General features: G+C 41.1%; 11 protein-coding genes and 1 pseudogene. 7 read left to right on the forward strand and 5 right to left on the reverse strand.

What is annotated here, in order from left to right:
• Positions 1-272, reverse strand: a pseudogene (locus tag DYY65_RS08205) (hypothetical protein); the annotation flags it as partial.
• 340 nt (positions 273-612) lie between these two features.
• Between DYY65_RS08205 and DYY65_RS08210 the strand changes: the two are divergent.
• From DYY65_RS08210 to erpA, 3 genes are all read left to right on the forward strand, one after another.
• Positions 613-1,347, forward strand: a complete 735-nt coding sequence (locus tag DYY65_RS08210; RefSeq protein WP_162477483.1) for a class I SAM-dependent methyltransferase — start codon at positions 613-615, stop codon at positions 1,345-1,347.
• Positions 1,348-1,526: 179 nt separating this feature from the next.
• Positions 1,527-3,641 (forward strand): acetate--CoA ligase family protein, encoded by a 2,115-nt coding sequence (locus tag DYY65_RS08215; RefSeq protein WP_162477484.1) that lies wholly within the window; start codon positions 1,527-1,529, stop codon positions 3,639-3,641.
• Between the two features lie 111 nt (positions 3,642-3,752).
• Positions 3,753-4,103, forward strand: a complete 351-nt coding sequence (erpA, locus tag DYY65_RS08220; RefSeq protein ID WP_162477485.1) for an iron-sulfur cluster insertion protein ErpA — start codon at positions 3,753-3,755, stop codon at positions 4,101-4,103.
• Positions 4,104-4,154: 51 nt separating this feature from the next.
• Here the strand turns inward: erpA and DYY65_RS08225 are convergent, their stop codons facing one another.
• The 4 genes from DYY65_RS08225 to DYY65_RS08240 all read right to left on the reverse strand — a co-directional run bounded on the left by DYY65_RS08225 (position 4,155) and on the right by DYY65_RS08240 (position 7,980).
• Positions 4,155-5,423, reverse strand: a complete 1,269-nt coding sequence (locus DYY65_RS08225; RefSeq protein WP_162477486.1) for a Glu/Leu/Phe/Val family dehydrogenase — start codon at positions 5,421-5,423, stop codon at positions 4,155-4,157.
• A 172-nt stretch (positions 5,424-5,595) separates the two neighbouring features.
• Entirely contained in the window at positions 5,596-5,958 is a 363-nt protein-coding gene (locus DYY65_RS08230; RefSeq protein WP_162477487.1) for a Sec-independent protein translocase subunit TatA/TatB, read from the reverse strand.
• Between the two features lie 281 nt (positions 5,959-6,239).
• Positions 6,240-6,689 (reverse strand): hypothetical protein, encoded by a 450-nt coding sequence (locus DYY65_RS08235; RefSeq protein ID WP_162477488.1) that lies wholly within the window; start codon positions 6,687-6,689, stop codon positions 6,240-6,242.
• A 484-nt stretch (positions 6,690-7,173) separates the two neighbouring features.
• On the reverse strand, positions 7,174-7,980 hold the full coding sequence (locus DYY65_RS08240) for a sulfurtransferase (protein WP_162477489.1): 807 nt from the start codon (positions 7,978-7,980) through the stop codon (positions 7,174-7,176).
• A gap of 976 nt (positions 7,981-8,956) precedes the next feature.
• Here DYY65_RS08240 and DYY65_RS08245 point away from each other — a divergent pair.
• From DYY65_RS08245 to DYY65_RS08260, 4 genes are all read left to right on the forward strand, one after another.
• The gene (locus DYY65_RS08245) at positions 8,957-9,166 is read left to right on the forward strand and encodes a dodecin family protein (protein WP_162477490.1); all 210 of its coding nucleotides are present in this window, start codon (positions 8,957-8,959) and stop codon (positions 9,164-9,166) included.
• A 495-nt stretch (positions 9,167-9,661) separates the two neighbouring features.
• Positions 9,662-10,321 (forward strand): endonuclease V, encoded by a 660-nt coding sequence (locus tag DYY65_RS08250; protein ID WP_162477491.1) that lies wholly within the window; start codon positions 9,662-9,664, stop codon positions 10,319-10,321.
• Positions 10,322-11,442: 1,121 nt separating this feature from the next.
• The gene (locus DYY65_RS08255) at positions 11,443-11,895 is read left to right on the forward strand and encodes a hypothetical protein (RefSeq protein ID WP_162477492.1); all 453 of its coding nucleotides are present in this window, start codon (positions 11,443-11,445) and stop codon (positions 11,893-11,895) included.
• A gap of 738 nt (positions 11,896-12,633) precedes the next feature.
• A partial coding sequence (locus DYY65_RS08260; RefSeq protein WP_162477493.1) for an ABC transporter substrate-binding protein occupies positions 12,634-13,459 on the forward strand: 826 nt, incomplete at its 3' end.

Raw genomic sequence — 13,459 nt, forward strand, 5'->3', positions numbered from 1 at the left:
TTAAAGGTTCCAACAACCTGCCTTTTTGATTTGAAATCAGGGTCGATAGGACCTTCCTGTTTAGAATAGTTTGTGCCAGTACCGCTAAGAGAAATAGTAGTATTATCACTAGCACCTATCGTAGGAGTACTAGTGGTCACAGCAGTAGCAGGGGTAGTAGTAGTTACAGCAGCAACAGCGCTATCTGTTGATTTTGTCATTGTTGCTGCCATAGCTTTGGGCGCCGCTTGAGGTCGGTTAACAATCTGCGGAGCAACTTTTTGACGCTTCATAGGGCATAACTGAATATGGACTTCCTTCATGCTCTCTAGCGTAATAGGATTGGTATGGACGAGCAGACAACCACAGTCTTGACAAATATACTCGCTGTCTGACGACATTAATAGTTGAGAATATTTATTCGTATTTAATCCTTCTTAGAGGAAACCTCATTTCCAGAGGGTCTATTAGCTGGAACTGCTAATCATTGATGCAGAACAATATGGACTTGGGAAATAGCGCTTGTTAGCCCAGGAACTTTAGAATTGACAGGCCTCTTAATATCGGTAGCTTCCATTGATCGTGAATTCCGATAAAAACTAATAGTAAGGCGTATGTATTTAGCAATCAATATTGTCTGGTCTCGGCGGTACATACTGGGCCGAAGTTATTGAAGTGTTACGTTCTGTTATCCCGTTCTATGACAGGGTAAATAAGGCTATTTCATTGGGTAATGACACAAAATTTAGAATTAGAGGGGTCAAAGGGCGCATTAACTCAGGTAGCCTATTGCTTGATGCTGGTTCTGGCTACGGGAATATGTCTCGTGTAGTGCTCAGTGAAATAAAGGGTGTAGCAAATATTGTGATGTACGATCCAATTCCCCAGATGCTTTTTACTGCGAAGGAACTTTTTAAAACTGAACGCTCGAGTCCGAGTATGTCAGCTGGAGTATTTGAGTATCTACCCTTCAAAAATGATACTTTCGATGCGATTCTTTGCGGATATTCGCTTAGAGATGCGATTGTGCTTAATAAGGCGATCTCAGAGTTCGCTCGAGTGCTAAGAGGTCACGGTTTATTAATTATCGTAGATTTAGGAAAGCCGGATAGTGTTCTGCTAGAGAAATTAGTGTCATTTTATTTGAGATACGTGCTAGGCATAATTGCTTTCGTGGTGGCCGGAAGGGCTGGCCTTAAGTTCAGAACACTCCACGGTACCTATTTGAAATGGCCCAAAAACTCCGTACTGAAAGAAATTTTAAACCAGCACTTTGACAAGGTGGAATTTGAGACCAAGCTACTGGGTGGCGCTATCATAATAGCTGCAAGCAAGTCGGTTAAACGATATAGAACATCATCCCGCTAGGGATTGAAAATTGCCTTTAGGTTTAGCGCAGGATAATTCTTATCTCATCTTTGCCTAATCTACTGCCACCGTTGAATCAAATTCGAGCATTTTTGTTATGATTGCTTTTTTGGGCTCGTTTGCGCGCAAAGTTAATTAGATGCGTCTCATTTTTTCCAGGTTATCGAATGGAAGGGTCAATGAAAGCACGAGAGATTCTCGACATGGTCTTTTCAAGAAATGAGGGAATAGTAACGGAGGACGCAGCAAAGGAAATCTTGACAAATTATGGAATCAAAGTTCCCTCTTATGCACTGGTCAAGACCGAATCTGAGGCTGCCGAAAAGGCAAAACAGATCGGGTTTCCGTTGGTGGCAAAAATTGTTTCGCCGAAAATTCTTCATAAAACTGACGTAAAAGGGGTCAAAACTGGGCTCTCTTCAGAGGACCAGGTGAAGGATGCATTTGTCGACATGTACGGCCGTCTTCATATGCAATACCATGCGAAGGGAGTATTGCTGGAGAAGATGGCTCCCGCGGGTATCGAGTTGATAATTGGCCTGCAAAACGATCCCCAATTCGGCCCTGTAATAATGGTTGGCATGGGCGGCATCAATACTGAGATATTTAAAGACGTATCATTTCGAGTCCTTCCTATTACTACCAAGGATGCGATAGACATGATTGATGACCTAAAAGGAAAAGAGATTTTGAATGGGTTCAGAGGCTCAGATCCGGTCGAAAAGAATATGCTAGCAAATGCCATAGCTTCTATAGGAAAACTTGGGACTGATTTAGCACCGTACTATGAGAGTATAGATTTCAATCCAATTATTGTGTATAGAGACAGTTATTGTGTAGTTGATGCTAAAATAATTCTAAGGGACAAACCTAACCCGGAAGCTATTTCAAAATCCGAGCCAGATGCATCCTATATGGATCTTTTCTTCAATTCTAAATCGATTGCCTTGATTGGTGCCTCCCCTGAGAAAGGCAAAGTGGGGAATTCAGTTTTCGAAAGTTTAGTAAAGCACGAGTACAAGGGGAAAGTCTATCCTGTCAACGCAAAGGGTTATCCCGAGATTATGGGTGTCAAAGCATACAAGAACCTCGACGATATTACCGAACCGGTCGAAGTGGTGGTAGTCACCGTAGATCTCAAGTTCGTTCCTGAACTATTGAAGAGCTGTGGCAAGAAGAATATTCACAACATGGTCATTATATCAGGAGGTGGCAAGGAACTTGGAGGAGAGCGAGCGGCGATCGAGCAGCAAATAAAAGAACTCTCTAGAGAGCTAAAGGTTAGGATAATTGGGCCTAATTGTATTGGGATGTTCAACGGTCAAAACAGGCTCGACTGTGCTTTTCAGGGCCACGAACGTATGTTGAGGCCTCAAAACGGAAACGTCGCATTTCTTTCGCAAAGTGGCACAGTTGGCATTGCTTTTATGGAGACAGCTGACACATTTGGTATGAGCAAAATGATTTCTTATGGCAACCGGTCCGACGTAGACGAGGCAGATATGATTTGGTACCTGTCGAACGATCCTCAAACGAAAGTTATAGGACTATATGTAGAGGGGCTTGGAGACGGGCGTAAATTTATGAACACAGCACGAAAAGTAATTCATGAAGCCAAGAAACCTGTAGTCGTGTTCAAAAACGGACGAACAAGCAGAGGCGCGAAGCAAGCACAATCTCATACAGGCTCGCTAGGAGGGTCGTATGCAGTGGTTAAAGGAGCGCTAGATCAGGCTGGGATTATATCCGTCGATAGTTACGAGGAGCTGACTGGTTCGCTCAAGGCATTAATCTGGCAACCTATTCCTAGTGGTGGCAGAGTTGCAATGATCACGAACGGGGCAGGGCCAGTTATTGCAGCTATTGATCACTTTGAAAAACTAGGGTTGTCACTAGCTGAAATTACTGATGATAGCATGAAAAAATTAAAAGATCACTACCCTGCAACCTATGTCGTAGGCAACCCGTGTGACATTACTGGTTCTGCAAGCGCAGACGATTACCACTTTGCAATCCAAACCTTTCTGGACGATCCCAGTGTAGATATTGTCATGGCGTGGTTCGTTTTTCAAGACGATCCATTGGAAGTTACAATTGTAGATGTATTGGCCGAGTTCCAGAAACAAAAGAAAAAGCCTGTCATCGTAGGTGCAATGGGTGGCCCCTTCACCCAGAAGATTTCGGCTCAAATCGAAGACCAAAATGTTCCAGTTTATGGCACGGTCACCTCTTGGGTAACGGCTGCTGGGAGTCTAGCGAAATGGTCTAAAATAGTGGCAAGACCTAACTCTTGAAGGCTTCTGTTGTCGTTAGGCGTGATAAAACAGAACACACTTTGAAACCGCCTGAGCGTGTCTAAAATATCAGGAAAAGGTTATTATATTTATAAAACCAAATAATTGTTGATGGAAAGCACAGAACTGAGTCAGATCATCACTATTACCGAAAAGGCTGCGCAAAAGGTTGGAGAGTTTATGAAACAAGAAGGCAAGGATAACCTATATTTGAGAGTTTATGTATCTGGTGGTGGATGTTCTGGCCTGTCATATGGCATGGGATTTGAAGAAAAAGCTGAAGAGGACGATCACATCATTGAGCAAAATGGTGTCAAGGTTCTAATAGACGGATACAGCCAACGCTATCTGAAAGGTGCCAACATCGACTACATTGAGAGTTTGATGGGAGCGGGTTTCAAGATTAACAATCCCAACGTAACAAAGAGTTGTTCGTGTGGACATTCCTTCAATACTGATTAAATTCGGTATAGAAGAGAAGCTTCATCCTCGCTATTTTCGTTATACGAGCCTCTAAGGCCACAATCCTCTTATTTTTATCGCTTCAACTACTCTATTCACTGCCAATAGGGTACTGGCTTTTCGCATGTTTACCTGATATTTCTCATGCGTAGAATATACATCAGAAAATGCTCGAGTGATGTTCTTGTCTAACTTGTCGTTTACTTGATTTTCACTCCAGTACTCCCTTCTAAGGTTTTGTAGCCATTCAAAATAAGAGACCGTTACGCCGCCCCCATTGGCCAAAACGTCTGGGATTACCAATATCTTATTTTTGTACAAAATATCATCTGCCTCAGTGGTGGTTGGCCCATTAGCTGCCTCCGCAACGATCTTTGCACTAATTTTTGAAGCATTTTTCCTTGTGATTTGGTTCTCAAGTGCGGCTGGGATTAGGATGGTACAATCGGTCTCGAGAACATCAGAATCACCAATGGACTTGCTTTCTGCAAACCCTATAACGGATCCCTTTGTTTCTTTGTGCTTTCTGAGGGCTCCGACCTGTATTCCGTTTTTGTTATATACTCCCCCCCTTGAATCCGACACAGCGATAACCTTCGCGCCCTGTTCTTCAAGAAGCTGAGCGGCATATTGGCCAGCATTGCCAAAGCCTTGGACTGCAACTGTAGCAGTATGCATATTTACCTTCAACCTGTTTGCCGCTTCGCGTACAGTAAATGATAGGCCTCTCCCTGTGGCTTCTGCACGACCTAATGAACCTCCTATTTGTAGTGGCTTTCCAGTTATGATTTCGGGCTGACCATAATTTCCTTTTAGTGCGGAGTAAGTGTCCATTATCCATGCCATCTCCTTACCGCCTGTATACACATCAGGTGCAGGTATATCAGTGCGAGGGCCAATAATGTCAGCTATTCCATAAGCGTATCTCCTCGTCATTCGCTCAAGTTCTCCTTCAGACATGCGCTTGGGATCACAAATAATGCCTCCTTTCCCGCCACCGTACGGGATGTCAGCTATGGCACACTTCCACGTCATCCACATTGATAAAGCCTTCACTTCATCGATAGTAACTTGGGGATGATACCTTATGCCGCCTTTATATGGGCCCCTTGCATCATTATGTTGCGATCTAAAACCAGTAAAAACCTGAATTTCTCCATTATCCATCTTGATAGGGATTGAAACTACCAGAACCCTCTTTGGGTGGGCAAGGACTTGATGTAATCCTTTGTCAAGATTGACTAACTTGGCAGCTTCGTCCAGCTGTTCTAGTGCCATATCGAAAGGGTTTATCGTCGAAACATTTCTTGATTCTGACATTATACAACACAAAAAAAAGTGTTGAATGCGCCTATGCTGCTGTAAATGGGCTGTAAATCTTGTTTTAATCCAAACTATTTAACTTCTCCGCTAGTGTATTTTCTAAGCTCAGTGGGTCTTAAGAGAACAGATCCAAGATAGCATTAATTAAATACCAAATCGGACAAAAAAGCTAAGCACCGGTACTTTGGAGCTTGTTTGAGATTGATATTCTAATCTCTTCATCATTCTTACCTTCGTAGTCGATGCCAAGCGACTTTGCAATTGTCTGTAACTTTTCATGTTCAGACGCCACTGGGCCATTAATTCGAGGGTTCATAAGATTCAAGTCATTATTAGTGGTAGCTGCTCCTGATGTAGCATCTTGGATCTCCCTTCTCAATAATTCTTGGGCCTTGTGATACTCGCCTATCGCCTTACCTATTGTTTTAGATACTTGTGGGGTCTTCTTGGTACCAAAGATCAAGAAGAGTGCAAGGAGGCCTATGATTATCCATTCAGGACTTATGCTCAACTGAAATATTGATAGGAGCATTGTCAATTTTGTCTCCCTGATTACTCCCTACCTTGTAGAATTATAGTATTTACTGCCCAAATAAAGATTTTGGGACTACTCCATGTCCCTTCTTTGAAAATAGCAATCAAGATCAAAATTGTCATGGTACTTTTCAGTTGTCCATGGATTGGCATGCCGAATCGCACAATCATGCTGCCATCCGAATAGCTACCTTATATGAAGGTCACTGTCGGCCAATAAAACCAAACATCCTCCGATGTGGTCACTACCAAAAGAAAAATGTCATGGAGCGACGCTCTTTATGTCACAGCTAACGGGAATTGAGCTTTTTCTGGATTTATTGGATTGAAAAGAATCCCATACACCGTGACAGTAACTTGGTAGCTGCCTGGTTGAGGGAAGGTATACGGTATCGTTACTACACCTTCAGCTGTGTGCAATGGTTGGTTTGGATGTCCTGCGAGAGCAGATGCCTGAAACAATTGCTTCCCATTTTGAGTAATAACAAAGTCATAATCTATATGTGGCTGAACAGCCGCGCCACTTTTCTGATCAAAGCTAACTTTGAAATTAGTTTGAGCGCCTTTTTTTATCGGACTTGGGCTTGGCAGTAGGATAACATGAAGGGTTCCGCCGCTTGTGACTTTATTCATGGAGCCATTTGGTGTCTGTGCATAGGCAGGAGATGCAAAAAGCAACATTCCACAACTAGCAGCTAGTAACATAAAAGCGCTTACTGAAGATTTCAATCATTAACACCTTTGCAATTGTTACTGCAGGCTAAGAATATTATAACGTTGCGAAAGGTTACACATCAACCATCTGGCTTAGATATATCAAACTCTATACTATCTTCGTTTGTAATATAAGCTTCTTCTACAATCTTGCGTTCCATAATAATACATGCCACTTGGAAGCGTGGAGTACTCATTTTTGGAGCGAATAGCTAGGTGTTCGATTCGGCACCTGGTAGAGACAAATTTTTTAAAATTTTTTAATTAAGAATTCTAGATGCAATGACGTCAACGTCAACTCGACAGGTTGACCATAGGGTGGATACCTAGAGTTTCGGAATGTATCCCTGCATAGACCACTGCATATCCTGGCCTAGCGTCCATATACACGAGCCTAGCCTTCGTTGCTCAGCCGTCCTTTAAAAGGCGATTTCTCGTCCATATATCCTAATGTAGGTACATGGTACAAGAAAATATGGACCTTAAGAAGAAAGTCAGATTACCGTAACGGATAACCTCGCTTAGCCCAATCGATAATAGACCCATCATATACCTTCACTCTCTCATATCCAGCTTGCTTCAGCTGAAGATATTTGTGTGATGCGCGGACACCAGCGTGGCAAAAGCATATTATTTCGCTCTCTTTTCCTATGCCTTTGCGCTCAAAGTCCTCCTCTAATTCGGATTTGCCTTTTAGCATTTCGCCAGCGTGTCCTACTCCATCCTCCCAATTATCCAATATGGACCCTGGAATTCTGGCTTGGAAATGCTCTTGAGGAGTCCTTGCGTCCAAGAATAGAACATTTGGATCTTCCAATCTTTTCTTTATGTACTCTGCATCCGCTCTGATCGATTCGGTTATCTTTGGTTTAAACCTGAGCTGTGCTTCAATGTTAGCCTTAGAAGCCTCACGTACCACTGATTTGGGGACATCCCGTGTAACAGGATAACCAAGCTGTAACCATTTACTAAATCCGATCGCAAGAACTTGAACGTTACGATGCCCGTAATACATCAGTGTCCAGGCTACTCTACCGACCGAAGGATCCGAAGCCTCGCCATAGACTATGACATCTTTAGAATCGTCAATTCCAAAAGCACTAAACAACTTTTCAGCTTCATTCCCATCTATAACCAAGCTCGCCCCCTCTTCTGACACGCGGATAACATCTTCCAAACCCAGAGGTTTTGCATTTTTAATGTGCCCAAAGCTGTAAGGAATTGAACCTCTTGCATCTAAGATGACTAGTTCAGGATTCTCCAAACGAGATGCAAGCCACTTAGCATCTACAGTTATAGAGCTCATACCCATTATTGTCAGTACAGTCTATATAATTGATTAGCAGTCGTTATTGTTATTCGAATTATGCAGCTTTAGAGAGAGGGCTGGTTCGTCGAATTATCTGTGAAGCTGCGGCTCTCTGTTATTTCGATTCACACAAAGCTTCAGTTTCGAACCAAGTTTCCATCAGCTGAGTACTAGGACGAACACAATCAAATCTTGCTGCCCAGTCAATTTTAATAGCACTGGAGCTAGTATATTCTAGCAAAAATTGGCCAGATTCAGTCTTTCCAAACTATTCTTAGCTGGTGTATGTGCACTGTTTGCTTCATTGGTTCTGGATGCGATCAACTATGCCCGAGGACTATTTGGACCAAGCATTCTCTCAGTAATACCAATAATACTAATACTTATTGGATTAGGATTAATTGGCTATGATTTTTGGAGGAGGATGCATTAGATGATCCGAACATGAAGCCTGAAAAAAGGAACAGATCCTCTGTGATCAGAGCCTTCTGGAGACACCTATAGATCTGATAGGAAAAGATGGAATCCATCAGTCCTTTCCTAAAGTGGTATCTCTAACTTCATGGGGTGAGCAAGCTGAAAAAATTCCATCTTCAGCGAGGAAAGCCACAACCAAGTTATAATGTTAATATGTTAACAAAGTTGAATTTTCCGCAGGCAGGGTACTGGCTAAGATTGGCGGTGACGGTTTTGTAAGCATCGTATATCGAGACCCGCGAAGTCAACTCATAAGGAATGGTAGAAGATGGCACAAGGGGTGTGACGCTGTAAGACCAATGGATCTCAGGAGACGCGCAGATTTGCAGTTTGGGCATATCTAGAATCTGAGGATAAGCTCGAGATTGTTAATGAATACTCATAATGATAGATAATTCATTGTTGTTGTAGTACACATGGAAAATTCAGATTCCACATCCGACCAGGGCTGAGTAAAGGAGGAAGTATTATAAGATATGCTATTCAACTGAAAGGTATGTCAGTGGCCAAGATATTGGAGCTCGTAGGAAGTTCAAAGGAAGGTTGGGAAGACGCGGCCCAAGTTGCTATAACAGAGGCAGCCAAGACCGTTCATGGGATTAGAGGATTGGAAGTTACAGACATGACTGCTCGTGTGGATAGCAATACAGGTAAAATAGAAGAGTATCGAGTATGTGTTAAACTGTCATTCAGCGTTGAGAGATAGGATAGCCTCACCGGTTATCAGTCACAAAGTAGCCGGCCTGGCTGTTGTATAGATATCATTATAATTCTGCGTATCATTCAGAACTCGAAGCTGACATTTTGCGTAAATGGGTCTGTGATAGTCATTCTCTGCAGGAAGATCCTTTAGGGCTTGAAAAATAGCGATATCAGAAGCAAATATTGAGCTATGCAAACAATACATTTAGGCTTGTCGTACCAGATGCTGCGAGATAGATATTGAGAAATACAAATGCCTCCAATAGCATCTGACTAATTTCTTTAAAAGAATTCGAATTGCCTTCAACAGCAAAGTTAGAAATTTCGAAGGCGAAAGTTGTGCAACATTTGATTTCAGCAAAGAATCTCGATATTGTATAATTCCGTTTTGTTTACTCTTGCTATGACTATTATGGAACAACCACTTTGACTATGTCACATTCAATTGTGATCGGCAATTACAGGAGGTATAAATAGGATTAAGAGTCGACCTTTCAAGTTGGCTACTTCTATTGATACTACAGCTAAGTCCCAAGTCATAGCAAAGACGAAAAAGTTACAAGAAGATTTCTCAAAATTGGTGGTACTTGCGGATACTTTAGGTAAGGAGCCAACTAACATTTGTGGTATCGATGTTGCATATAAAAAAAATGTTGCATACTGTTCAGCTGTTTTAATTAATACACAAACTATGAGGATGGTAAAAAACATTCACAAATCTTCTCTCGTGATTAATCCCTACATCCCCGGATACCTTATGTTAAGAGAGTCAGAGGCACTTCTGAATGTTTTAAGGCCTCTTAGGTCAAGTATTGATGTGTTGTTGATCGATGGTCACGGGGTTCTACATCCGAGAAAATGTGGCCTAGCCTGTTATGTTGGTATATTATTAGATCTTCCAACGATAGGAGTGGCTAAAAGTCTCCTTTGTGGTGTCGTAAGAAATGATCACTCAATTTTAATTGGTGGTATGCCCTGTGGATTCGAGTTAACTAGAGCGAATAAAAAACCAATATACATTAGCGTTGGTCACGGGTTAACTTTGGAAACCGCAGTAAAAATTGTCTCCAGTTTAATTTTGCCAAAGGAAAGGTTACCAGAGCCCTTAAGACTAGCAGATCGCTTTTCCAAAACTCAAGCTAGAAGTTACAAAAGCTAACGATTAATTTTTATTATTTATGTTTACGGCTAAATAGGATTTTTGGTCATATCACAAATGCTGGAATCAGTAATTCAATTGCTCGAGATTGCGCTTGGCCTCAAAGAATTATTAACAACGGCTGGTCTTAAAGTAGAATGCATCTAATCGGAGTGGCCAAGCGTTTTATCTTCAATACTATGAATTGATCAGTATGTGGAAAAATACTTTACAAAGAAGCTAGGAAGATAACTGCAGATAGATATATTATCGCGTAACCTACCATTTTTCTACACGCCAATATAGATTCAAGGTAACTTCATTTATCGTGGTCTCTGGATTTGGATTTATACCATAGAATTCTTTTCAAAATGGCCCGGAGGATTTCTGATTTTAGCTCTGAATTCATCATGACTGAATTATAAAATAAAATAAATAAAATAAAATAGACACTGTACACTAAATTCCCTGGAAGTACCTGTATGTCAATAATAGATCGATAACACATTAGGTACCAAAGGCGGATATTTCCATTACTATAGAGACGGATTCTGACAGAAATAATGCTAACCTGGGATCAATTTCTAGTCCTCATTGATAAATGTTAATTACATTTAGTTAACTAATCATTTTACCTGTTAGTAATTTACCACACCACTTACGTTCATAGTCATCACATATGATCATAACAAATAGTAAATTGATTTTATCAATTTGGTCTTGTAAGAAAAGCTGATCATGGCCTTGCTTAGTTTTCCTTTCCTATCTCTATCAATAATTTCCATAAGTAAGTAGATTGATTGTGAAGTTGATTGATACCAATACTTGATATCCAGCAACTAATGAGTAGAAAATTATTACTAATGAGGAGCGTGGTTCACAATCGCCTTTAATTTTATTAGACATTGTTCCTGAACTTGCCATCAAAAATCATTCTGAATTGACCCAGCCGATTTTAAGTGGTGGTTGAACAATGGAATTCTGTTTCGTACAGAGCGCGCCTATATGGTGCCGCATACAGATTTATTGTTTTTAAATTTTTGCAGACAATTGCAAAGGTGAATTAGGTGTTGATTTTATATAGATGAAGAGCACAGTGGGCGTAGATCGCCACTGGTTGATTACATTATGGTGATTGTCTAGTGAAGAAAAGGTATAGAAGGTCAAGCTACAATTATCTAGACAATACAGTACATGGAATTGTCTCAAGTCTAAAAAAGCAATATAATAGAAGAGACAAAATCTTACTTTATTCCGGCTTTTATGATACTGAGACATGGGGTGCACTTAAAAAGTGCTGGAAAGGATATAAAATCGCAAAATCCGAGGGCGATTATGAAAAGATGGAATACTATGCAAAGGGTGTCCGAAAATTTGAACGGGAATTGAATATATCTGTGACAGACTTTCCACAATTTGGCCTAATAGGGCCAAGGATGAATGACTTTTGTATTAATCCTTGTGAACAAACACAAAGAGATCCAGAAGATTACGAATTACAATCGAAACAAGAACAAGAATTGGACCCGTATGGCATTGAACCTGAACCTAATTTATTAAAAGAGCAGGCAGAATACTATAAACGAATACTATAAACGAATACATCGAGAGCTCATGGGTGATTTTTCCGACGATGTATGGTAGAGCACAAATTCAAGCGAGTTCATTATTATTACAAAGACAGAGAAATTTAATGACTTAACAGAGACTAGATCTCTAATGCCACAGGAAATACGTTACATGAAAGTTGACTGGGACAAAACGACCATAATATGGTCGGCCAGAGTATAGGCTAAGCCTTATTTTGACTAACCTCAGCCTTAATTTGGATTTAAGGCTAGCCAGAATGCTAAATTCACTAAAGAATAATTCGTCGACCTTTGAATCGACAAACTGACAAGAAACTACCTGGGCATGAGACAGGGAAGTAAATCTGTTATCTAGACACATTTCTGATTAAATATTTAGTTGCCTGTGTACTCTAGAGCAAAAAAACCACACCTAAATTTATACGGGATAACAAATAGGAACATGAAAAGTGAACTCTCCCCTTGTTGAAAGGAGAAGGCACGGACACAGCACACCTCAAATCCGTTAGCCATATTTGTCCCTTATTTGGATATGCGAACGTAGTTAAAAGGGCGGGAAGGTTAGGCAGCGGATCGTCTCCTTAATCAAAAGAACCCTCACGAACATAGTTCAGAACTTATGTGATGAAATATGAATTAATTTTTAAAACCAGTGCTAAACTTGCATATAGTATTCTTGTAATGCATATTCCATAGCAGTAATATTCGATATGGCACCGTGCCTCAACCAGCCAGGATAAGCCAATGAAGGCATCAATTAAGCTAGCAGCCGCCTCTGCGATAATCATTGCAGTTGTAGTTACGTCAGCCATGCCGAATTCACCAGAATCAACGGCTGGGAATAGTAGTGCAATCAGCACTTCTTCGAACGTACTTAGGATCGGATACTTTCCTATTCTAAATCATGCCCAAGCTTTATTAGGATTAGCAAATGGAGATTTTCAAAGAGCGATAGGAACTAATGTTACAATAAGGCCGGAGGTTTTTGATTCTGGACCTCCGCTCATTGAGGCATTGTTTGCAAATCAGATTGATTTAGCCTACGTTGGCCCGAATCCAACCATAAACGGTTACATTGTATCTGATGGCAAAGCGCTGAAAGTAATTTCAGGAGCGGCGAGTGGAGGAACCGTATTTGTAGTAAGAAATGACTCCGGAATTGAATCCCCAAAAGATTTTGCTAACAAAAGATTTGCCACACCTCAAGTTGGAAACACTCAAGATGTCGCTATGAGAACATATCTTCTTAAAAATGGGTACAAGACCAAAGAGCAGGGAGGTAATGTAGAGGTAGTTTCTGCTCAGATATCCGACATATTCACTTTGATGCTGAATAAACAAATTGATGGAGCTTGGGTGCCCGAACCATGGGGTGCTAAATTTGTGAAAGAGGCAGGTGCAAGAATCTTTTTGGATGAACGATCGTTGTGGCCGCACGGACAATATGTCACAGCGAACATAATAGCTAGAACAGACTACCTCAATCAGAATCTCGGAACGGTAGAAAAATTTCTCACCGCGAACGTGGATGAGACCAATTGGATCAATTCTCATAAGGAAGAAGCAATGA

Source organism: Nitrososphaera sp. AFS (assembly GCF_009898475.1).
Classification (GTDB): domain Archaea; phylum Thermoproteota; class Nitrososphaeria; order Nitrososphaerales; family Nitrososphaeraceae; genus Nitrosopolaris.

What these genes read in the sequence shown, in the direction of transcription:
- DYY65_RS08215 (WP_162477484.1), top strand. Translation starts at nt 1,527, where the DNA reads ATGAAAGCACGAGAGATTCTCGACATGGTCTTTTCAAGAAATGAGGGA.
- erpA (WP_162477485.1), top strand. Translation starts at nt 3,753, where the DNA reads ATGGAAAGCACAGAACTGAGTCAGATCATCACTATTACCGAAAAGGCT.
- DYY65_RS08225 (WP_162477486.1), bottom strand. Translation starts at nt 5,423, where the DNA reads ATGTCAGAATCAAGAAATGTTTCGACGATAAACCCTTTCGATATGGCA.
- DYY65_RS08230 (WP_162477487.1), bottom strand. Translation starts at nt 5,958, where the DNA reads ATGCTCCTATCAATATTTCAGTTGAGCATAAGTCCTGAATGGATAATC.
- DYY65_RS08240 (WP_162477489.1), bottom strand. Translation starts at nt 7,980, where the DNA reads ATGAGCTCTATAACTGTAGATGCTAAGTGGCTTGCATCTCGTTTGGAG.
- DYY65_RS08245 (WP_162477490.1), top strand. Translation starts at nt 8,957, where the DNA reads ATGTCAGTGGCCAAGATATTGGAGCTCGTAGGAAGTTCAAAGGAAGGT.